Genomic DNA, 20,000 nt, shown 5'->3' with positions numbered 1-20,000 from the left:
CGGGCGAGGACGCTCCGCGCGGCCGCCGCCGGGACACAACCTCCCGGCCCTTCTGCCCGGACAGCCGTGTCAGGACAGCGGCGTCAGGAGGGCCGTGTCCCGACAGCGGTGTCTCCCGTCCGGACGGCCGTGTCTCCTCCCGGGACAGCTGTGTCTCTTGTCGGGACAACCGTGCGACGGCGTCCGAACCGTGCCTCGGCGGCCGAAGCGGCAGCCGACCCATGGGCAGCCGACCGACGGGCGGTCCGTCGTCGAGGGGGGCCCACGGGTCGGCCGCCGGCCGTCGGCACCGATCCGCCGCCCCCATTACCTTCTTCGTGGCCCCGCACGACACCGCGCGAAGCCGCGTGCTCCTCGCTCCCCGGGATGCCCGTCCCGGGGGGCTCAGCTCGCCGCGTAGTGGCGCAGGAACAGGGCCTCGGCCACCGACAGCCGCTCCAGCTCCTGCGGGGACACGCTCTCGTCGACCGCGTGGATCTGCGCCTCGGGCTCGCTCAGGCCGATGAGCAGGATCTCCGCCCGCGGATAGAGGCCCGCGAGGGTGTTGCACAGGGGAATGGAGCCGCCCTGGCCCGCGTACTGCATCTCCTGGCCCGGGTAGGCGACGGACATGGCCTGCGCCATCGCCGCGTACGCCGGGCTGGTGGTGTCGGCGCTGAACGCCTGCCCCTGGCCGATCTGCTCGGTGCTCAGCCGCGCGCCCCACGGGGTGTGCGCCTCCAGGTGGGCCTGGAGCAGCTTCGTGGCCTCGGCGGCGTCCACGCCCGGCGGCACGCGCAGGCTGATCAGCGCGCGGGCGCCGGCCTGTACGGACGGGGTGGCGCCGACGACCGGCGGGCAGTCGATGCCGAGGACCGTCACGGCGGGCCGGGCCCAGATGCGGTCGGCGACCGTGCCGGAACCGATCAGGCCGACGCCGTCCAGCACCTTGGCGTCCTTGCGGAACTGCGCCTCGTCGTACTGCAGGCCCTCCCACCGCGAGTCGTCGGTGAGTCCGTCGACCGTCGTCGAGCCGTCCTCGGCGCGCAGCGAGTCCAGGACGCGGATCAGCGCGCCCAGCGCGTCGGGGGCCGCGCCGCCGAACTGGCCGGAGTGCAGATTGCCCTCGAGGGTGTCGACCCGCACCCGCAGCATGGTCATGCCGCGCAGGGTGGAGGTGACCGTCGGCAGGCCGACGCGGAAGTTGCCCGCGTCGCCGATGACGACGGCGTCGGCCGTCAGCAGGTCGGGGTGCTCCTCCGCGTACCGCTCCAGGCCGCCGGTGCCCTGTTCCTCGGAGCCCTCGACGATCACCTTGACGGTGACCGGCACGCCGCCGTTCGCCTTCAGGGCGCGCAGCGCGAGCAGGTGCATGACCACGCCGCCCTTGCAGTCGGCGCTGCCGCGGCCGTACCAGCGGCCGTCCCGCTCGGTCAGCTCGAAGGGCGGGCTGGTCCAGGCGGCCTCGTCCAGCGGCGGCTGCACGTCGTAGTGCGCGTAGAGCAGGACGGTCCTGGCGCCGGCGGGGCCGGGCAGACAGCCGTAGACCGACTGGGTGCCGTCGGGAGTGTCGAGGACGGCCACGTCCTGGAAGCCCTCGGCCCGCAGGGCCGCCGAGATCCAGTCGACGGCGGCCTCGCTCTCGCTCCTCGGGAACTGGTCGAAGTCCGCCACCGACGCGAAGGCCACCAGTTCGGCGAGTTCCGCCCGTGCCCTGGGCATCAGCGAGGCGACGGTCTCGGCGACCGGATTCGACGACATGGGCACGCTCCTTGTGGGTGCGACGTTGTACAGGGTGGCACTGGTCCGTTCGAGGGACCGTGCGAGCGTACGCGTCTGCCGGGTGGGGGCGCGCACGCCGCCGATCCTGCCACAGCGGACCGTCATCGGGCCGTGACGATCTCCGCCGTAGGATGCGGGGAGACAGGTGCGGCAAGCGGCTTGATCGGGAGCAGTAGACCATCGTGAGCAGCCAGAACTCTTCGGCGGACGACGAGAACTCTTCGGCGGACGACGCCCGGCAGGTGTGGGACGTCGTGGTGGTGGGCGCGGGGCCCGCGGGGGCCTCGGCCGCCTATGCGGCCGCGGTCACGGGGCGGCGCGTGCTGCTGCTGGAGAAGGCGGAACTGCCCCGCTACAAGACGTGCGGCGGCGGCATCATCGGCCCCTCCCGGGACGCGCTGCCGCCCGGGTTCGAGCTGCCCTTCCGTGACCGCGTGCACGCGGTCACGTTCTCGAACAACGGGCGCTTCACCCGCACGCGCCGCTCCCGGCAGATGCTGTTCGGGCTGATCAACCGGCCCGAGTTCGACCAGCAGCTGGTCGAGCACGCCCAGAAGGCGGGCGCCGAGCTGCGCACCGGCGTGACCGTGCAGCGGGTCGAGCAGCACGGCTCGGCGGTGCCGGACCGGCGCTCGGTCGCCGTCGTCCTGCAGGGCGGTGAGACGCTGCTCGCGCGCGCGGTGGTCGGGGCGGACGGCAGCGCCAGCCGGATAGGAGCGCACGTCGGCGTCAAACTCGACCAGGTGGACCTCGGCCTGGAGGCGGAGATCCCGGTCCCGGACACGGTCGCCGAGGACTGGAAGGGCCGGGTACTCATCGACTGGGGCCCGATGCCGGGCAGCTACGGCTGGGTGTTCCCCAAGGGGGACACGCTGACCGTAGGCGTGATCTCGGCGCGCGGCGAAGGCGCGGCCACCAAGCGCTACCTGGAGGACTTCGTGGGGCGGCTCGGCCTCGCCGGGTTCGAACCGAGCATCTCCTCCGGTCATCTGACGCGCTGCCGGGCGGACGACTCGCCGCTCTCGCGCGGGCGGGTGCTGGTCTGCGGGGACGCGGCGGGGCTGCTCGAGCCGTGGACGCGCGAAGGCATCTCCTTCGCCCTGCGCTCCGGCCGGCTCGCGGGCGAGTGGGCGGTCCGGATCTCCGAGGCGCACGACGCGGTCGACGCCCGCCGCCAGGCGCTGAACTACGCCTTCGCGGTCAAGGCGGGCCTGGGCGTGGAGATGAGCGTCGGCAAGCGGATGCTCGCCGCGTTCGAGCGCCGTCCCGGGCTCTTCCACGCGGCGCTCACCGGGTTCCGGCCGGCCTGGCGGGCGTTCACCGACATCACACGTGGCCGGACAACGCTGGGCGAACTCGTCCGGTCCCATCCGATGGCCCAGCGGGCGCTGACCGCGATGGACCGGCGGATCGCGGCCACCGCGGAGCCCGCGCAGGCGGCCGACGAGAGCGGTTCCTGACCGCTCCCGGTCAGCGGCGGTCGGTGACGGTGATCCGGAACACCGGGTGGTCCGGGGCGATACGGCGCAGTTCGGCCTCGGGGGAGTCCGGGCCCACCCCGTTGAAGAAGACGCCGACCTCGGCCTTCCAGCGCTTGAGGTAGGCGCGCAGCAGCGGCGCCTTGTCGTCGTCGGTGACCTCGGTGGCCGTGAACTCCTCCACGGCTCTGCCGAGGTGGAGTTCGCCGCCGCCCGCCGCGCGCATGTTGTGCGTCCACTGGACGTGGCCGCGCGGGGCGACGAGGTACTGCTGTCCGTCGACGGTCAGCAGGTTCACCGGGGTGGTCCGCCAGGCGCCGCTCTTGCGGCCGCGGACCGCCAGCACCCTGGACCCCCACACGCTGAGACCGCGACGGGTCAGCCAGGCCACCGCACGATTGAAGACGTTGACGGTGAACCAGCCTGGCTTCTGCACGTGGGTCGACATCGCTGCTGCCTCCTGAGGCGGAAAGTGTGAGCACTGCTCTCGCTCGAGAACGAGTGTGCCCGAGTGCGGTACGTCATGGCAAGAGCGCTGCTCTCTTTTCGGTGCGCCGCTCGCGAATGTGCGCACCGATCCGTTTCCGTGGGACACTGCGGACATGAGCAGCGACACCGTTCGAGGCGCACGGGCCCGGGCCAGGGCCGAAATCACCGCGGCCATCAAGGAGGAGGCCCGCAGACAGCTGGCGTCCGAGGGTGCCGCCAAGCTTTCGCTGCGCGCCGTGGCCCGTGAACTCGGCATGGCCTCGTCGGCGCTCTACCGGTACTTCCCGAGCCGCGACGATCTGCTCACCGCGCTCATCATCGACGCCTACGACTCCCTCGGCGAGAGCGCGGAAGCCGCGCACACGACCGTCGCGGGGACCGCGCCCCTGGAACGCTGGGTCGCGGTCGGCGAGGCGGTGCGCGCCTGGGCGCTGGCCCATCCGCACGAGTACGCGCTGATCTACGGCTCACCGGTGCCCGGCTACAGCGCACCCCGGACGACGGTCCCCTCCGCCGCCCGGGTCGGCCTCCTCCTCATCGGCATCGTGCGCGACGCGCGCCGCGAGGACCGGCTGGACGTACCGCTCCTGACGGACGATCTGGTCCCCGAGGCGGTGCGGATGGCGACGGACCTCGCGCCCGACCTCCCGCCGGGAGCGGTCACCGCCCTCGTCGCCGCCTGGGCCCAGCTGTACGGGCTGGTCGGGTTCGAGCTCTTCGGGCAGTTCCACCGCGTCGTGGAGGAACGCGAGCCCTTCTTCCGGTACGCGGTGACCCGCCTGGCCCGCGACGTCGGCCTGCGCTAGACGCGCCCCGCCGACCCGGCCGGCCGGTCTGACTCCGGTGACTCTGATGGTGCGACGGCTTCGACGACCCGGCCCGCCTCGCGGACGCCCGGGCGCTTCGGCGCCGGACCCGCCGCGGTGCGCGTGCCGCCCGCCGGGCCCTCGTCTCCCGTCGCCATCCGTCGCCCGGCCGTACTTCCGGGGGAGTACGGCCGACCACCTCGTCCGGCGGACGTCGGGCGGGGCGGGCGACGTCTAGCGTGGCGGGCATGGACGGAGAGCAGGTGAGCGGGCCCCCCGGCGCGCAGCGGCGGGGCCGGCGCTCGCGTGGGCTGTCACCGTTGCCGCGCCGCTGGAGGGGGCGCGGCGAGGCGCGGTGGGCGGGAGGGCCGGGCGGCCCGGACGACACGGAGCCCGGCCCCGCCCGCCGGCCGCCGTGGCCCTCGACCCTGCTGATCACCGTGGTCGTGCTCGCCGGCTCGACCTTCGCGGCCCACGCGCAGGAGGGCGAGCGGGCCCCCCTCGACGTCTTCGCGCGCGTGCTGCTGGTGGTCGCCTCCGGGCTGCTGCTGTGGCGCCTGCGGCACCCCGTCGCCGTCGTGTTCGGCACCGCGGCGGTCGCGGCGCTCTATCTCGGCGTGGGCTACCCCTACGGACCGGTCTTCCTGACCGTGGCGGTGGCCTGCTTCGCCGCTGTCGTCTCCGGACACCGCCGGGCCGCCTGGACGGCCCTGGGGATGCTGTGGGCCGTGCATCTGCTGGTCGCTCACTGGTGGTACCGCTGGCTGCCGCCCGCCGGCGACGACGCGGCACCCTTCGGGCAGGAACTCGTCGTCACCGGATGGGTCCTGGCGATCGTGGCGCTCGCGGAGCTGGTCCGGAGCCGGCGTGAGCAGTGGGCCCGTGAGCGGGCCGAACGCGCGCAGGCCGCCCGGCGGCGCGCAGGGGAGGAGCGGTTGCGCATCGCGCGTGAACTGCACGACGTCCTCGCGCACAGCCTCTCGGTGATCAACGTGCAGGCGGGCGTGGGCCTCGCGCTCCTCGACTCCGACCCCGAGCAGGCGCGCACCGCGCTCGGCACCATCAAGTCCGCCAGCAAGGAGGCGCTGGGAGAGGTGCGCCAGGTGCTGGACACCCTCCGTGCCCCGGGGGACGCGCCGCGAGCCCCCGCACCCGGCCTGGACCGGCTGCCCGAACTGGTGGAACAGGCGGCGCGCGCGGGCCTCACGGTCGAGGTGACCGGACAGCCGCCGCGGCTGTCGCCGCACACGGATCTCGCCGCCTTCCGCATCGTCCAGGAGGCCCTGACCAACGTCGTACGCCACTCGGGCTCGCGTCACGCGCGCGTGCGGCTCGACGCGAGCGGTACGACGCTGCGGCTGCGGATCGACGACGACGGCCCGGCCACCGGCGCCGACGCGGGCGGCGGCGGCAACGGTCTCGCCGGAATGCGGGAGCGGGCCGCGGCGCTGGGCGGCACGATCGAGGCGGGCCCGCGGCCCGGGGGCGGATTCCGGGTGCTGGCCGTGCTGCCCGCGACGTCCGGGGACGACCGTGGAGCGAGGGAGGACCGGTGATCCGCGTACTGCTCGCCGACGACCAGGCGCTGGTCCGGGCGGGATTCCGGGCGCTGCTCGACGCGCAGCCCGACATCGAGGTGGCCGGGGAGGCCGCGGACGGGCGGGAGGCGGTGCGGGCGGTGCGCGAACTGCGGCCCGACGTCGTCCTGATGGACATCAGGATGCCCCTCCTGGACGGCCTGGCCGCCACCCGCCGGATCACCGACGACGAGACCCTCTCCGAGGTCAGGGTGGTCATGCTCACCACCTTCGAACTCGACGAGTACGTGTTCGAGGCGATCCGCTCGGGGGCTTCCGGATTCCTGGTCAAGGACACCGAGCCGGACGAACTGCTGCGTGCCGTGCGGGCGGTGGTGGCCGGCGACGCGCTGCTCTCACCGGGAGTGACGCGCCGGCTCATCGCCGAGTTCGCCGCCCGCTCCAAGCAGCCCGCCGCGGACGACGCGCTGGGCCGGCTCACCGAGCGGGAACGCGAGGTGATGGCCCTGGTGGGCATCGGTCTGTCCAACGAGGAGATCGCCCGCCGGCTGGTCGTCAGCCCGCTCACCGCCAAGACGCACGTCAGCCGCACGATGGTGAAGCTGCGCGTCCGGGACCGGGCCCAACTGGTCGTCCTCGCCTACGAGTCGGGCCTGGTCCGGCCGGGCTGGCTGGGCTGAGCGCCCGGCCGGAAGCGGACCAGCACGGAGATCACCCGGGCCGCGAACAGCACCGGAGCGAGGACGAGGCCTGCCCGCACCAGCCAGGTCTCCGCCAGGCCGGGCAGGTCGAACAGCAGCGCCGGACCCGCGATCGCCCCGAAGGTCACAGCCGCCGCGAACACGGCGCTGACGAGCGCGTACCCGATCTCGACGGTGATCGCGTCCCGCTCGGCCTGGGTGCGCCGCCCCTGTCCTCCGTGGCCGTCCATGCGGTGAGTGTCACAGTCGGCCGCCCGGCGGGGCAATCGGCCCCGCCGGGCGGCCCGGTGCGGACGGCGCTCCGGGCGCCGGCTCAGTCGCGGACCCCCACCGGCTCCATCGGCGCCTCGAACTCCGCTTGCACGGAAGGGGACTTGGCGACGACGACCGCGTTGCGGGCGCGCCGGGTGCGCAGGCCGGGGAGGGTGATGAGCAGACCCGCCGCGGCGACGATCGTCACCACCGTCAGTCCGGGGCGGTAGCTGTCGAGGACGGCCTGCGGGGTGGGGTCGGCGGGGGCTCCCGCGGTCACCACCGCCGTCACGACGGCGAGGAAGATCGCACCGCCCACCTGCACCGAGGTGTTGAGCAGACCCGAGACCATGCCCTGCTCGTGGTCCGCCACGCCGTTGGTGGCCTGGATGTTGAGCGAGGGGAAGACCAGCGCGCAGGCCGCGCCGATCAACAGCATCGACGGCAGGATGACGGCGGCGTAGACCGGGTCGAGATCGACGCGGAGGAAGAGCGCGTACCCGGCGACCATGAGGGCGAAGCCCGCCGCGATCAGCCGTGGCGTGCCGAACCGGTCCACGATCGAGCCCACCTTGGTCGAGGACACCGCCACCAGCGCGCCGGCCGGGAGGAAGGCGAGCGCCGTGTGCAGCGCCGACCAGCCGAGCAGCGTCTGCATGTACAGGGTGGCCAGGAACTGGAAGCCGACGTAGGAGCCGAAGAAGGCCATCGCACCGAGCTGGGCGCGGATCTGGCTGCCCGAGCGCAGCACGCCGAGCCGGATCAGCGGGCCGGCGGAGCGCCGCTCGACCTGGACGAAGACGGTCAGCATGACGGCCACGGCGAGGAAGGACAGCAGTGTCCGGGCGGACGTCCAGCCGGCCTCGGGGGCCTGCACCACGGTGAAGACCAGCAGCAGCATCGACGCGGTGCCGAGGACGGCGCCCGGGACGTCGTAGCCGTTGTGGTTCTTCTCCCGTTCGCTGCGCGGCAGGAGCCTCAGTCCGGCAGCCAGCGCGACCAGGGCGATCGGGGCGGGGAGCAGCATGGTCAGGCGCCAACTGGCCTCGGTGAGCAGGCCGGAGAGGACCAGGCCCATCGAGAAGCCGGTCGCGGCGCAGGTGGTGTAGATGGAGAGCGCGCGGTTGCGCAGCGGGCCCTCCGGGAATGTCGTGGTGATGATCGACAGGCCGGCCGGGGCGGTGAAGGCGGCGCTGAGACCCTTGATGAACCGGCTGGCGATCAGCAACGGACCCGAGTCGACGAGTCCGCCGAGGAGCGAGGCCAGCGCGAAGACGCCGAGTGCGATCAGGAACACCTGGCGGCGGCCCAGCAGGTCGGCCGTGCGGCCGCCGAGGAGGAGCAGCCCGCCGTAGCCCAGGATGTAGCCGCTGACGATCCACTGCAGCGTCGAGGTGGAGAGCCCGAGGTCGGAGCCGATGGACGGCAGGGCGACGCCGACCATGGACACATCGAGCGCGTCCAGGAACATCGCGGCGCACAGCACCAGGAGCGTGCCCCAGAGCCGGGAGGTCCAGCGGCCCTCGGGGAGGGTGACCGCGGGGGAGGTGAGCGGAGAGGTCATGCCGACGACAGTACATGCGCGTGCATCGAATGCAAACGCATTTAATTCGGGTGCAACAAATTCCGTGCTCTGCTACGGTGCGCCCCATGGCGGTGGAGAAGGGCGGGTCCGAGGCCGAGCAGGCGCTCGTGGACCAGTGGCGGGACATGCTGGCCCTGCACGCCCGCACCCAGTGCGAACTCGACCGGGCACTGCACCGACACGGGTTGTGCGCCAGCGACTTCGAGGTGCTCGACGTCCTCGCCGAGTCGCCTGCGCGAGACGTCTCGTGCGGCTTCCGCGTCCAGGAGATCGCCGAACGGGTCCACCTCAGCCAGAGCGCGCTGTCGCGGCTCATCGCCCGTCTGGAGAAGGACGGTCTCGTCGAGCGGGGCCTGTGCGCGGAGGACCGCAGAGGCGTCCGGGTGGCGCTCACCGGAAAGGGACGCGCGCTGCACGGCGACGTACGGCCGGTGCAGCGCGCGGTGCTCACCAGAATGCTGACGGACTGACGGCCGCCCGCCGCCGGACCGGGGCCGCCGCTCAGCTCACCCCGGACGTCTCCCGCCACAGCGTCGCGAGCGCGGCGTCACCGGTCACGGCGGGCAGCGGCAACCGGTTCCACAGCGAGAGGTAGAGCGGGGCGGCAGGTCCGGACACCTCGCAGTCGGCGGGCCCGTCGGCGTCGCGCCGCGTCATCGGCGGCTCCGACGACACGCGCACCGACCACACCGCGTCGGCCGTGTCCGTCGCCCGCACCCGCAGCGTCCGCGGCACCTCGCTGCGCACCCTGCTCCGGTCGCGCGCGTGGAAACCGCGCAGCAACTCGTCGACGCCGTCCGCGGCGAATGCGGCGGTGAACTCCCGCGCGACCTCCTCGAGATCGCGGCCGCGGGCCGACTCGGCGTCCACGCGGTGCACGGCCGTCTCGTGCGCCTGTCGCCTGGCCCAGAACGCCAGCGGCGTCGGCCCGGGCAGGAAGTGCCAGCACCGCACGTCCGGCGGCGCGGTGGAAAGGGTGTCGACGAGCCGCCGGTGTCCGGCGCGGAACCAGTCCCGCAGCGCATCGTCGTCGAGCTCCGGCGGCTCCTCGATGGGGCGGAAGGCGGCGTGGCCGTCGGCGACGAACGACGTGGCCCAGCGGTGCACCGCGCCCGTGTGCCGCAGCAGGTCCCGTACCTGCCAGCCCGGGCAGGTCACGACCTTGGCATCGGGGCCCGCCTCCGCCGCGGCGTCGGCCAGGGCCCGGCCCTCGCGGTCGAGGATCTCGAGGAACTCGGAAGTCTCCATGTGGGGAAGTCTGCCCGACGGAGTGCGGACGCGGGGAGGGGGGCAGCGCACCGGCCGGAGGCGCCCGGCCGTGTCGCGCGGCGTCGTCGCACGTGGCGAGGAGTGCACCATGGGGGAATGCGCATGAGCGGAGATCGGCTGCGGGCCTCGGCCGCGGTGGCGATGGTGGCGGGCCTCGCGGTGGCCTGCGGCGGGCCGACGGGCACGGGGAGCGCGACCGCGGGGGCGACGGACACGGAGGCCGGGGCGACCGCGACGCCGACGAGGTCCGTGGCCGAAGCCTCGCCGACCCCGTCTCCGGACCCGCGCTTCGACGGGGAGATCCGCCTGCCCGACGGCCGGCGCGTGGGCATGTCGTACGTCGCCGGACGCGGACTGGTGGAGCGGCACCGGGACGCGGACACAGGCGCCTGGAGCGCGCCGCGCCTGGTGTACGCGACCGCGACGGACCGCTGTCACAGCCTCACGCTCAAGGCGTTCGGCGACACGGTCGCCGTCATCGCGGACTGGGGCGTCTACTGCTACGACGGCGAGCCGCCGACCGAGTCGATCGCCGCGGTCGGCACGGCCGGCCTCGGACGCTGGGACACCAAGCTCACCAGGGACTTCGACGGCTGGACGAAGGTCGCCGCGCAGGGCGAGGGCGACACCCGGCGCCTGCGCTTCACCCGGAACTCCACCGAGACGCTCACCCGGCTGGACTGGCACGCGACGGGAGGCTTCGCACAGGTGGAGGAGATTCCGCGCTGATCCACCCGTGGCCCGACGCCGGGGAGATGCGGTCGCTAGGCTTCCGCGCGCATCTGTCATCACCGCTGTGATCACCGCAGTGCCTCGGGGGAGCCGTCACCATGAACGCCTGGAACCAGCAGGGCGGACAGCCGCCGTACGACCCGTACCACCCCTACGGGCCGCAGCCCTTGCCGCAACCCGTGCCCCGCGTGGGCGTGTTCCGGCGGCTGTGGCGGGCCGTCGGCCCCATCGCGGTGGGCCGTACGGTGTTCCGGCCGTCCCGTCCGGGCCGGGTGGACGATCCGGTGGTCGCCCGCATGCAGCGGATCCGCACCGCCGTCGGACTGGCCGCCGTGGTGTGGGTGATGGTCTCCTACCGACTCGTCGCGTCCGTCGGGGACTTCGCCGACGACCGGGTGGATCAGACCTGGAACAACGTCCTCGTCCTCGCGGTGACCTTCCCCCTGGCCGTCGGCGCGCTGATCGGCGCGGCGCGCCCGCCCGCCCGGCGTGAACTGCTGCGTCGGGCGGCCAGACCGCTCGGCTCGGTCGTGGCGATCATCGCCGCGGTCGCCCTGTTCCCGGCGGCCGTCCTGACCGGCCTGCTCGACGGCCGTTTCGCAACCGGTCCCGCGACAACGGTGATCACCGCCGTCGTCGCCCTGTTCATGGTCGTGTGGGTTCTGCCGTTCGTCGTCTACGGCGTCGGGATGTCCCTCGCGCACGTGTTCCGCACGGCGGACATCCACGAGACGGTGCCGCCGCTGCTGGCGCTGGTGCTCGTGTGGGAGATGGCGCTGATCGACGTGTTCACCGGCGCCTACGAGGGCGTCCCGGTCCCGGTGCGGATCCTGCTTCTGCTGGGCGCCCCGCTGTCGGTCACCGCGGTCGCCCTCTGGGAACTGCGCCGGCTCCGCGTCGGCCACGGCCTCACCCTGCGCGCCGCTCTCCTGCGCTGACGACCCGCCGCGTTTCGCGGGAGGCATCCGCACCACCGGCCCGCGCAGCGCGAGAACGTGTCCTAAAGTGGCTTCCGCCAGTTCAGGAGACTCTTTCGGAACCTGTGAGGAACACGCCAACCATGTCGACCGAAACGTTTGAGTTCCAGGTAGAGGCCCGTCAGTTGCTGCAACTGATGATCCACTCGGTCTACTCGAACAAGGACGTCTTTCTGCGCGAGCTCGTCTCCAACGCCTCCGACGCGCTGGACAAGCTGCGCCTCGCCGCGCTGCGGGAGGACGCGCCCGACGCCGACGTCTCCGACCTGCACATCGAGATCGAGACCGACCCCGAGGCCCGCACCCTCACCGTGCGGGACAACGGGATCGGGATGTCGTACGACGAGGTCGGACGGCTGATCGGCACGATCGCCAACTCGGGCACGGCCCAGTTCGTCAGGGAGCTGCGCGAGGCGCAGGACACGGGCAGCGCCGAGGGGCTGATCGGCCAGTTCGGCGTCGGTTTCTACTCCGGTTTCATGGTGGCGGACGAGATGACCCTGGTGACCCGGCGCGCGGGGGAGGCACAGGGCACCCGCTGGTCGTCGCGCGGCGAGGGGACGTACACGCTGGAGGCCGTCCACGACGCGCCGCAGGGCACCTCCGTCACCCTCCACCTGAAGCCGGCGGACGACGAGGACAAGCTGCACGACTACACCTCGGAGTGGACGGTCCGGGAGATCGTCAAGCGCTACTCGGACTTCATCACCTGGCCGATCAGGATGACCCCGAAGAGGGGCGAGGGCGACGACGCCGCGCCCGCTGCCGAGACGCTCAACTCGATGAAGGCCCTGTGGGCGCGCTCGCGCGACGAGGTGTCCGACGACGAGTACCACGAGCTGTACAAGCACATCAGTCACGACTGGCGCGAACCGCTGGAGACCGTCCGGCTGCAGGCCGAGGGCACCTTCGAGTACCAGGCGCTGCTGTTCGTGCCCTCCCACGCCCCGCACGACCTGTACAACCAGGGCTACAAGCGCGGTGTCCAGCTGTATGTGAAGCGCGTCTTCATCATGGACGACTGCGAGGCGCTGCTGCCGCCGTACCTGCGCTTCGTCAAGGGCGTGGTCGACGCCGCCGACCTCTCGCTGAACGTGTCCCGCGAGATCCTCCAGCAGGACCGGCACATCCGGATGATGCAGCGCCGGCTGACCAAGAAGGTCGTGTCCACGATCAAGGACATGATGACCGCGGCGCCCGACCGCTACGCCACGTTCTGGCGGGAGTTCGGCGCCGTCCTGAAGGAAGGCCTGCTCTCCGACTCCGACAACCGCGACGCGCTTCTCGCGGTCTCCTCCTTCGCGACCACGCACAGCGAGGACGAGCCGACCACCCTGCGGGGCTACGTCGAGCGGATGAAGGAGGGCCAGGACGCCGTCTACTACCTGACAGGCGAGTCCCGGCAGAGCATCGAGAACTCCCCGCACATGGAGGCGTTCCGGGCGAAGGGCGTGGAGGTCCTGCTGCTCACCGACCCGGTCGACGAGGTGTGGGCCGACGTGGTGGGCGAGTTCGACGGCAAGCCGCTTCGGTCGGTCGCCAAGGGCGAGGTCGACCTCGACGGGGAGGGCGGCGAGCAGGCCGACGGCGAGCGCGAGAAGCAGAGCGAGGAGTACGCGGGGCTGCTCGCCTGGATGAACGAGCGGCTGGACGAGGACGTCAAGGAGGTGCGGCTGTCCTCCCGGCTCACGGTCTCGCCGGCCTGCATCGTCTCCGACGCGAACGACCTCACCCCGGCGCTGGAGAACATGTACCGCGCCATGGGGCAGGAGGTGCCGCGGGCCCGGCGGATCCTCGAGCTCAACCCCGAGCACCGGCTCGTCAAGGGCCTGAACAAGGCCTACCAGGAGCGCGAGGACCACTCCGGCCTCGCCGAGACCGCGGAGCTGCTGCACGGTCTGGCAGTGCTCGCCGAGGGCGGGCGGCCGAAGGAGCCCGGCCGGTTCGTGAAGCTGGTGGCGGACAGCCTGGAGCGCACGCTGTAACGGGCGGGAAAGGGGTTCCGGGCAGGGTTTCCCTGCCCGGAACCTTCACACGTCGCACACCGGACATGCTAGTTGCTTGAGTCAATCAAGCGGGCCTAGGATGCTGCCAGTCGTGCAGTACCGCACCCCCCACGGAGGCCCGGCCCATGTCCCCTGCGCAGACCCGGTCCGTGCGGATCGAGGAGGGGGCCGCGGCGCCCCGGGCCGGCGTCGGCGTGGCGGTGCTGGCCTTCGGCGCCGCGGCCGGCGCGATCCTGGCCCGCATGACCACCGACGTCGGCGGCGTCGCACTGCCCTCGGAGAACGGCTTCGAGGTGGTCATGGCGGCTGGGGCCGGAGCGGTGGTCCTCGTCCTGGCCTTCGCCGCGTTCCTCCCGGGACGGCGGACCGCGGCCATCGGAACGCAGGCCGCACCTTCCTCCGGCGAGGAGGCCACGCCTGCCTCCGGCGAGCAGGGTGAGCAGGGCACACCGCCCTCCGGCGAGCAGGCCTCGATCGAACCGGCGCCGACGGAACCGAACCCGGAGCAGTCGGGTGTCGGCGTGCCCGGGGACGGGGCGGTGGGCGCGGCCGTGGCCGCGCCGCTGGCCCGTGCCGTCGCGGAGCTCGTCGCGACCGTTCCCGGGCTGACCGACGGCGGTCCGGCCGGCGGCGGCCGGGCGGTGCGCGGGCTGGTGCGGGGCGCCGAGGGCGCACCGGTGTGCGGCGCCGCCGTCACGCTGGTCTCGCTGGGCGGGCGGCAGTTGGGCCGGGCGGTCACCGGCCGCGACGGCTGCTACGCGCTCGAGACGCCGGGAGAGGGCGCCTACGTGCTCATCGCCTCGGCCGACGGACACCAGCCGCAGGCCGCGACCGTCGTGGTCGGGGCGGAGCCCGTCAGCCACGACGTGCTGCTCGGTGTCGCCGGCGGTCTGGCCGGCACGGTGCGGTCCACGGACGACGGAGCGCCGGTGGCGGACGCGGTGGTCGTCGTCACGGACGTCCGCGGCGATGTGCTGGCCACCGCGCGGACCGACGGCGAGGGCGAGTTCGCCGTCGCCGACCTGGTACCGGGGGCGGTCGTCCTCGCGGTCAGCTCTGCGAGGCACCGGCCGCTGGCCCTGCCCGTCGAGGTCGGCGTCGCCGGTCTCACCCGGGTCGACGTCGAGCTGCGGCCCGGCGCACAGGTACGGGGCACGGTACGCGGCGCGGGCGCTCCGCTGGCCGATGCCCGGGTGACCCTCATGGACGCCGCGGGCAACGTCGTGGCGACCGCCACGACCGGCGGCGACGGGGCGTACGCCTTCACCGACCTGGACCACGGCCCGTACACGGTCGTCGCGGCCGGCTATCCGCCCCGGGCCGGACGCGTCAGCCTCGATGGCGCCGACGTGGGCGACCACGACATCGAACTCGCCCACGCGGAAGGCTAGTTGCCGCACTGGTTCGCCGCGCTTCGGCGGGAAGGCGCGGATCCCTCCGAGGCGCGGCGTTCCCGGGGGATCCCCGCCCGCGGACCGCCCGGCCGACGAGGGACGATACGCACCGGCGAGCGGATCGTCGCGCAGGGGCGAGGACTCACCCTTGCCTGACCGCTTTCAGCACCACGAACTTGCGGTCGCCGGCGACCAGTTCACTGTTGCCGAACAGCCGCTTCAGCTTCACGTGGTAGCCCAGATGCCGGTTGCCCACCACCCACAGCTCGCCTCCCGGCCGCAGCGCGCGCCGGGCCCCCGTGAACATGCGCCACGCGGTCGCGTCGGTGGTGGCCTGGTGGGAGTGGAACGGCGGGTTGTTGAGCACGACGTCCACACTGCCGTCCGCGACGCCCGCCAGCCCGTCCCCGACCCGGAACTCGGCGTGCCCCGGCACCCCGTTCGCCCGGTAGGTCGCCTCCGCCGACGCCACCGCCTGGAACGACTCGTCGGTGAACAGCACCTCCGCCCGCGGGTCGGTCAGCGCCACCGCCGTGCCGACGACCCCGTTGCCGCAGCCCAGGTCGACGACCCGGCGGCCGCCCCCGGCGCTCGGCAGATGCCGGAGGAAGAACCGGGTGCCGACGTCGAGGCGGTCGGCGCAGAACACCCCGGCGTGATTGACGACCGGCCGGCCGGAGAGCGGGGAGCCGAGGTCGCCGGGCAGGTCGTACACGTAGGGCCACGGGGTGACCGGCGGCTTCAGCGCCGGGTCGGGGGTGCAGAAGACCAGCCGGGCCTTCTGCTCGGCGAGGGAGGTCCGGGTCGGCCCGAGGATCCGCTCGAACAGTCTCAGCGTCGAGGTGTGGATCTCCTTCACCATGCCCGTGCCGACGACGACCGTGCCCGCGTGCACGGCGGGCGCCAGCCGCAGCAACTGGTCCTCCAGCAGCGCGAGGCTCTTGGGGATGCGCACCAGCAGCACGTCGATCCGCTCCGGCACCGGATCCTGCGTGGTGAGCAGCCGCACGGAACCGGTCTCGGCGCCGGCCCGCGCCAGATTGGCCCGGGTCGCCTCCTGCCCCAGCCAGGAGTCGGTGATCTGTGTCGGCCGGTGCGCCGCCAACGCCGTGACCAGCGCGCCCCAGCGGTCGCCCAGCACCACCACCGTGCCGGTCAGCGGGACGTCCTGCGCCGCGAGGTGTCTGAGCAGGTAGGCGTCGGAGGCGTCCCAGGCGCGCAGCTGATCTCGGGTGTCCTCGGGGTGGCGGGCCAGCTCGACCTCGCCCCACGGCGTCGTCATACGGTCGTTCATCATGGTCAGGCTAGCCGAGCCGCAGCTCAGGCGCGGTGTCGCCGCCGGACATGGCACCACGGCGATGCGGGAGGATGGGTTCATGGACGCGGAGCTGTTCCCCCGTGGGCGCGCGGAGGTCGCGCCGGGGGCGGTGCACCTGCCCGACTGGCTGGACGCGGCCCGCCAGCGCGAGCTGCTCGGGTCGTGCCGGGACTGGGCCCGTCCGCCGGCCGGGCTGCGCACGGTCCGCACGCCCGGCGGCGGCACCATGACCGCCCGCCAGGTCTGCCTGGGCTGGCACTGGCACCCGTACGCCTATGCCCGCACGGCCACCGACGGCGACGGCGCGCCCGTCAAGCCGTTCCCGGACTGGCTGGGCGAGCTGGGCCGGCGTGCGGTGGCCGACGCGCTCGGACCGCAGGACTCCAGGGCCGCCGCATACGACATCGCGCTGATCAACTTCTATGACGGCGACGCCCGGATGGGCATGCACCGGGACGCCGACGAGAAGTCCGACGCACCCGTGGTCTCCCTCAGCCTCGGCGACTCCTGCGTCTTCCGCTTCGGCAACCCGCGGACCCGGACGCGGCCCTACACCGACGTCGAGCTGCGCAGCGGTGACCTCTTCGTGTTCGGGGGCCCCTCCCGGTTCGCGTACCACGGGGTGCCGCGCGTGCTGCCGGGCACGGCTCCGCCCGCGCTGGGCCTGACGGGACGGCTGAACATCACGTTGCGGGTGAGCGGCTTCCCCGACGCCGTCTGAGCAACGGATCATGGGAGACTCGCCCTCATGAGCGGCAAGGCGGACCCCCGGCCGGCGGGGGAAGGGACCACCTCGAGGGCGCGGTTGGACCGGGGGCGCGGTGCGCTCGGGCCCGCGCTGGAGCTCGTGCACACCGGTCGGGCGCCCACCCGCGCGGTGCTCACGGCCGAGCTCGGCGTCACCCGCGCGACGGCCGGCGCGGTCGCCGCCGAACTCGTCGCACTGGGCCTGATCCGGGTGGACGCGCGGCCCGGCGCCGCCGCCGGTTCGCAGGGCCGCCCCTCCCACCGGCTCGAAGTCGCGCAGGACGGCCCGGTCGTTCTGGCCGCACAGGTCCACGCCGACGGTTTCCGGGCCGCGCTGGTCGGTCTCGGCGGCCGGATCGTCGCCACCACGCCCAGCTGTGAGGCCGTCGACGCCGACCCCGCGAAGGTGCTCGGGGCCGCCGTGGACGCGGGCGCGGAGCTGCTGCGGCGGACCGGCCGGCGCTGTGTGGGCGCCGGCCTCGCCGTGCCCTCCGCGATCACCGAACCCGACGGGCTGGCGCTCAACCCCCTCCATCTGGCCTGGCCCGCGGGCGCGCCCGTGCGGGAGGTCTTCGCCGAGCGGATCCGCGCCGCCGGTGTCACCGGCCCCGCGTTCGCGGCGAACGACGTCAACCTCGCCGCCCTGGCCGAACACCGGCACGGGGCCGGGCGTGGCGCCCGTGACCTGCTGTGCGTGGCCACCGGGCACCGGGGCGTCGGCGGCGCGCTCGTGCTGGACGGTCGTCTGCACACGGGCAGTTCGGGACTCGCCCTGGAGGTCGGGCACCTCACCGTCAACCCCGAGGGACGTGCCTGCTACTGCGGCAGCCGCGGCTGCCTCGACGTGGAGGCCGACCCGCTCGCCCTGCTGAACACCGCCGGCCGGCAGCCCGGCCCCGAGGGCTCCCTGCTGCAGCAGGCCAACCAGCTGATCCGCGAGGAGTACGGCGACCCGGTCGTCCGCATGGCCGTGGACGCCCTGATCGACCGGCTGGGGCTGGGCCTGGCGGGTCTGGTGAACATCCTCAACCCCGACCGCATCATCCTCGGCGGACTGCACCGCACCCTTCTCGCCGCCGACCCCGACCGGCTCCGCGCGGTCGTCACCGACCGGAGCCTCTGGGGCCACAGCGGCGGGGTGCCGATCCTCGCCTGCTCCCTCGACCACAACAGCCTGGTCGGCGCGGCCGAGTTGGCCTGGCAGCCGGTCCTGGACGACCCGCTGCGGGCGCTCACCGCAGCGTGAGGCGCGGCGCGCGCCCCCTGCGCCGGCGGCTCCGTGCCGCGGTGCACGACGCGGCCGCGCCGACGCGCTCATGACGGCCCATCAGCCCGTCCGTCGACGGAAGCCGCACCCGGCTGCCCGCCGTGCCCCGGGAAAGGCGCCGGTCGCCGACCCGCCGACGTAGGTTGACGCCATGACAGACCACCTGAGCGTCAGCGTCCTGGGCACCGGCATCATGGGTGCCGCGATGGCCCGCAGCATCGCCCGAGCCGGCCACACCGTCCGCGTCTGGAACCGCACCCGTGCCAAGGCCGAGCCGCTCGCCGCGGACCGCGTGCACGTCGCCGCCGCCCCCGCCGAGGCCGTCGAGGGCGCGGACGTCGTCCTGACCATGCTCTATGACGGCCCCACCACCCTGGAGGTGATGCGCGAGGCGGCTCCGGCCCTGCGCGCCGGGACGGCCTGGGTGCAGTCGACGACCGCCGGGATCGAGGACGTGGCCGAGCTGGCGGCCTTCGCCCACGCACACGGTCTCGCGTTCTTCGACGCCCCCGTGCTGGGCACCCGTCAGCCGGCCGAGGCCGGGCAGCTGACCGTCCTGGCGGCGGGCCCGCCCGCGAGCCGGGCCGCGGTGAGGCCCGTCCTGGACGCCGTGGGCGCACGGATCGTGTGGACCGGCGAGGACGGCGGCGAGGGCACCGCCACCCGGCTCAAGCTCGTGGCCAACAGCTGGGTCATCGCGGCCACCGCCGCGACCGGTGAGGTCCTGGCCCTGGCGCAGTCCCTGGGCGTCGACCCGAACACGTTCTTCGAACTGATCGAGGGCGGCCCGCTCGACATGGGGTACCTGAAGGCGAAGGCGGCCCTGATCCTCGACGAACGGCTCACACCGGCCCAGTTCGCGGTCGCGACGGCCGCGAAGGACGCCCGGCTGATCGTCGAGGCGGGGCGCGGGAACGGCGTCCGCCTGGACGTGGCGGCCGCGAGCGCCGAGCGGCTGGAGCGGGCCGCCGCGCAGGGCCACGGCGACGAGGACATGGCCGCCGCCTACTTCGCCAGCTTCGACGGCGCCCCCTGATAATCGCGCTCGTCGTGGACGAGGCGGGCGTCGCCCTTCGAGAGGCACGACGTCACCCACCACACCGGCGGCCGGTACCCCGACCGGGTCCGCAACCACGTGAGCGCCTGGACCGCGGTTGATCCCCGGCACGGCCGGGGGCGTTGGAGCACAGCGACCAGGCGTCCCCGCGAGTCGTCGGACGCGCCGAGCCGTCAGCCGGCGGCTCGGCGCGGCCGGGGGACCAGCTCCCCGCCGCAGTTCGGGCAGACGTCCCCCATGACCTCCCCGCACGGCACGCAGAACGTGCACTCGTAGGAACAGATCCGGGCCTGCCCGTCGGGCGGCAGGGCGGCGGTGGTGCAGCGTTCGCAGCGGTCGCGCATCTCCAGGGCCATCGCGGCAGGTGCTCCTCACTCGGGGGTTCGTTCGTCGCCCTCCATGGTGCGGCGGGTGCGGGCGTCCGTCGGCGGCTCGGCCGGCCACACATCCACCGGATCGGGCCTGCCGGGTCCGCCGCGCGCACCGCCCGGCTCGAGCACTCGGGAAGCACCCGGGGCACGTACGCGTACTCCCGGGGACGTACACGCACCGCCGCCGGCCGTACGACGACGTGGGCCCCCTCCGGGCGGGACGCTCGAGACGTCGAGCGGATCCGCAGATCC

General features: G+C 73.6%; 19 protein-coding genes. 12 read left to right on the top strand and 7 right to left on the bottom strand.

The genetic code is table 11. From position 1 onward, the window contains the following. Positions 1-384: 384 nt before the first annotated feature. The gene (locus QF032_RS05495) at positions 385-1,740 is read right to left on the bottom strand and encodes a dipeptidase (RefSeq protein ID WP_307055143.1); all 1,356 of its coding nucleotides are present in this window, start codon (positions 1,738-1,740) and stop codon (positions 385-387) included. A gap of 203 nt (positions 1,741-1,943) precedes the next feature. Here QF032_RS05495 and QF032_RS05490 point away from each other — a divergent pair, with 203 nt between their 5' ends. Further along, positions 1,944-3,221, top strand: a complete 1,278-nt coding sequence (locus QF032_RS05490; protein ID WP_306954677.1) for a geranylgeranyl reductase family protein — start codon at positions 1,944-1,946, stop codon at positions 3,219-3,221. Positions 3,222-3,231: 10 nt separating this feature from the next. Here the strand turns inward: QF032_RS05490 and QF032_RS05485 are convergent, their stop codons facing one another. Beyond that, a complete protein-coding gene (locus QF032_RS05485) occupies positions 3,232-3,687 on the bottom strand; it encodes a nitroreductase family deazaflavin-dependent oxidoreductase (protein ID WP_306954679.1) in 456 nt (151 codons plus the stop codon). Between the two features lie 154 nt (positions 3,688-3,841). On the opposite strand from QF032_RS05485, the gene QF032_RS05480 reads away from it, so the two are divergent. The 3 genes from QF032_RS05480 (at position 3,842) to QF032_RS05470 (ending at position 6,752) form a co-directional block, all read left to right on the top strand. Next, a complete protein-coding gene (locus QF032_RS05480; protein ID WP_307040551.1) occupies positions 3,842-4,534 on the top strand; it encodes a TetR/AcrR family transcriptional regulator in 693 nt (230 codons plus the stop codon). A gap of 248 nt (positions 4,535-4,782) precedes the next feature. Continuing rightward, positions 4,783-6,090, top strand: a complete 1,308-nt coding sequence (locus tag QF032_RS05475; protein WP_307055142.1) for a sensor histidine kinase — start codon at positions 4,783-4,785, stop codon at positions 6,088-6,090. After that, positions 6,087-6,752: a response regulator transcription factor gene (locus QF032_RS05470; protein WP_307040546.1), complete on the top strand. Its 666-nt coding sequence runs from the start codon at positions 6,087-6,089 to the stop codon at positions 6,750-6,752. The genes QF032_RS05475 and QF032_RS05470 overlap by 4 nt, the downstream gene beginning before the upstream one ends. Here QF032_RS05470 and QF032_RS05465 read toward each other — a convergent pair. Both QF032_RS05465 and QF032_RS05460 read right to left on the bottom strand, forming a co-directional pair. Continuing rightward, positions 6,713-7,003: a DUF6332 family protein gene (locus QF032_RS05465; protein ID WP_307040544.1), complete on the bottom strand. Its 291-nt coding sequence runs from the start codon at positions 7,001-7,003 to the stop codon at positions 6,713-6,715. The genes QF032_RS05470 and QF032_RS05465 overlap by 40 nt on opposite strands. Positions 7,004-7,086: 83 nt before the next feature. Further along, the gene (locus QF032_RS05460; RefSeq protein ID WP_307055140.1) at positions 7,087-8,589 is read right to left on the bottom strand and encodes an MFS transporter; all 1,503 of its coding nucleotides are present in this window, start codon (positions 8,587-8,589) and stop codon (positions 7,087-7,089) included. Positions 8,590-8,675: 86 nt separating this feature from the next. Here QF032_RS05460 and QF032_RS05455 point away from each other — a divergent pair, with 86 nt between their 5' ends. Next, positions 8,676-9,080 (top strand): MarR family winged helix-turn-helix transcriptional regulator, encoded by a 405-nt coding sequence (locus QF032_RS05455; protein WP_306954689.1) that lies wholly within the window; start codon positions 8,676-8,678, stop codon positions 9,078-9,080. A 31-nt stretch (positions 9,081-9,111) separates the two neighbouring features. Here QF032_RS05455 and QF032_RS05450 read toward each other — a convergent pair whose 3' ends face one another. After that, positions 9,112-9,858, bottom strand: coding sequence for a maleylpyruvate isomerase family mycothiol-dependent enzyme (locus QF032_RS05450; protein ID WP_307040540.1), 747 nt, complete (start codon positions 9,856-9,858; stop codon positions 9,112-9,114). Positions 9,859-9,981: 123 nt separating this feature from the next. Between QF032_RS05450 and QF032_RS05445 the strand changes: the two genes are divergently transcribed. The 4 genes from QF032_RS05445 (at position 9,982) to QF032_RS40565 (ending at position 14,985) form a co-directional block, all read left to right on the top strand. After that, entirely contained in the window at positions 9,982-10,608 is a 627-nt protein-coding gene (locus QF032_RS05445) for a hypothetical protein (protein ID WP_307055138.1), read from the top strand. 101 nt (positions 10,609-10,709) lie between these two features. Beyond that, positions 10,710-11,549 (top strand): hypothetical protein, encoded by an 840-nt coding sequence (locus QF032_RS05440; protein WP_307040536.1) that lies wholly within the window; start codon positions 10,710-10,712, stop codon positions 11,547-11,549. A 122-nt stretch (positions 11,550-11,671) separates the two neighbouring features. Continuing rightward, positions 11,672-13,573, top strand: coding sequence for a molecular chaperone HtpG (gene htpG / locus QF032_RS05435; RefSeq protein WP_307055137.1), 1,902 nt, complete (start codon positions 11,672-11,674; stop codon positions 13,571-13,573). A 146-nt stretch (positions 13,574-13,719) separates the two neighbouring features. Continuing rightward, positions 13,720-14,985 (top strand): MSCRAMM family protein, encoded by a 1,266-nt coding sequence (locus QF032_RS40565; protein ID WP_373430296.1) that lies wholly within the window; start codon positions 13,720-13,722, stop codon positions 14,983-14,985. Between the two features lie 145 nt (positions 14,986-15,130). On the opposite strand, the gene QF032_RS05425 is transcribed toward QF032_RS40565, so the two are convergent. Next, a complete protein-coding gene (locus QF032_RS05425; protein WP_306956214.1) occupies positions 15,131-16,270 on the bottom strand; it encodes a methyltransferase in 1,140 nt (379 codons plus the stop codon). 94 nt (positions 16,271-16,364) lie between these two features. Between QF032_RS05425 and QF032_RS05420 the strand changes: the two genes are divergently transcribed. The 3 genes from QF032_RS05420 (at position 16,365) to QF032_RS05410 (ending at position 19,356) form a co-directional block, all read left to right on the top strand. Beyond that, complete coding sequence (locus QF032_RS05420) at positions 16,365-17,027, top strand: alpha-ketoglutarate-dependent dioxygenase AlkB family protein (protein WP_307049926.1); 663 nt, start codon at positions 16,365-16,367, stop codon at positions 17,025-17,027. 27 nt (positions 17,028-17,054) lie between these two features. Further along, positions 17,055-18,299, top strand: a complete 1,245-nt coding sequence (locus QF032_RS05415; protein ID WP_307040532.1) for an ROK family protein — start codon at positions 17,055-17,057, stop codon at positions 18,297-18,299. A gap of 172 nt (positions 18,300-18,471) precedes the next feature. Continuing rightward, on the top strand, positions 18,472-19,356 hold the full coding sequence (locus QF032_RS05410; protein ID WP_307055135.1) for an NAD(P)-dependent oxidoreductase: 885 nt from the start codon (positions 18,472-18,474) through the stop codon (positions 19,354-19,356). 194 nt (positions 19,357-19,550) lie between these two features. On the opposite strand, the gene QF032_RS05405 is transcribed toward QF032_RS05410, so the two are convergent. Beyond that, positions 19,551-19,733 carry a DUF1272 domain-containing protein gene (locus QF032_RS05405; RefSeq protein WP_307040528.1) on the bottom strand — a complete coding sequence of 61 codons (183 nt, stop codon included), beginning with the start codon at positions 19,731-19,733 and terminating at the stop codon, positions 19,551-19,553. Between the last annotated feature and the right edge of the window lie 267 nt (positions 19,734-20,000).

The organism is Streptomyces achromogenes (assembly GCF_030816715.1).
In the GTDB taxonomy this organism is placed as follows: domain Bacteria; phylum Actinomycetota; class Actinomycetes; order Streptomycetales; family Streptomycetaceae; genus Streptomyces; species Streptomyces achromogenes_A.
Note: the sequence above shows the minus strand (reverse complement) of the source record. Positions and strands in the feature narration are given on the sequence as shown.

What these genes read in the sequence shown, in the direction of transcription:
- QF032_RS05475 (WP_307055142.1), top strand. Translation starts at nt 4,783, where the DNA reads ATGGACGGAGAGCAGGTGAGCGGGCCCCCCGGCGCGCAGCGGCGGGGC.
- htpG (WP_307055137.1), top strand. Translation starts at nt 11,672, where the DNA reads ATGTCGACCGAAACGTTTGAGTTCCAGGTAGAGGCCCGTCAGTTGCTG.
- QF032_RS05440 (WP_307040536.1), top strand. Translation starts at nt 10,710, where the DNA reads ATGAACGCCTGGAACCAGCAGGGCGGACAGCCGCCGTACGACCCGTAC.
- QF032_RS05495 (WP_307055143.1), bottom strand. Translation starts at nt 1,740, where the DNA reads ATGTCGTCGAATCCGGTCGCCGAGACCGTCGCCTCGCTGATGCCCAGG.
- QF032_RS05460 (WP_307055140.1), bottom strand. Translation starts at nt 8,589, where the DNA reads ATGACCTCTCCGCTCACCTCCCCCGCGGTCACCCTCCCCGAGGGCCGC.
- QF032_RS05420 (WP_307049926.1), top strand. Translation starts at nt 16,365, where the DNA reads ATGGACGCGGAGCTGTTCCCCCGTGGGCGCGCGGAGGTCGCGCCGGGG.
- QF032_RS05445 (WP_307055138.1), top strand. Translation starts at nt 9,982, where the DNA reads ATGAGCGGAGATCGGCTGCGGGCCTCGGCCGCGGTGGCGATGGTGGCG.
- QF032_RS05480 (WP_307040551.1), top strand. Translation starts at nt 3,842, where the DNA reads ATGAGCAGCGACACCGTTCGAGGCGCACGGGCCCGGGCCAGGGCCGAA.
- QF032_RS05450 (WP_307040540.1), bottom strand. Translation starts at nt 9,858, where the DNA reads ATGGAGACTTCCGAGTTCCTCGAGATCCTCGACCGCGAGGGCCGGGCC.
- QF032_RS05425 (WP_306956214.1), bottom strand. Translation starts at nt 16,270, where the DNA reads ATGACGACGCCGTGGGGCGAGGTCGAGCTGGCCCGCCACCCCGAGGAC.
- QF032_RS05485 (WP_306954679.1), bottom strand. Translation starts at nt 3,687, where the DNA reads ATGTCGACCCACGTGCAGAAGCCAGGCTGGTTCACCGTCAACGTCTTC.
- QF032_RS05415 (WP_307040532.1), top strand. Translation starts at nt 17,055, where the DNA reads ATGAGCGGCAAGGCGGACCCCCGGCCGGCGGGGGAAGGGACCACCTCG.
- QF032_RS05455 (WP_306954689.1), top strand. Translation starts at nt 8,676, where the DNA reads ATGGCGGTGGAGAAGGGCGGGTCCGAGGCCGAGCAGGCGCTCGTGGAC.
- QF032_RS05465 (WP_307040544.1), bottom strand. Translation starts at nt 7,003, where the DNA reads ATGGACGGCCACGGAGGACAGGGGCGGCGCACCCAGGCCGAGCGGGAC.
- QF032_RS05405 (WP_307040528.1), bottom strand. Translation starts at nt 19,733, where the DNA reads ATGGCCCTGGAGATGCGCGACCGCTGCGAACGCTGCACCACCGCCGCC.
- QF032_RS40565 (WP_373430296.1), top strand. Translation starts at nt 13,720, where the DNA reads ATGTCCCCTGCGCAGACCCGGTCCGTGCGGATCGAGGAGGGGGCCGCG.
- QF032_RS05410 (WP_307055135.1), top strand. Translation starts at nt 18,472, where the DNA reads ATGACAGACCACCTGAGCGTCAGCGTCCTGGGCACCGGCATCATGGGT.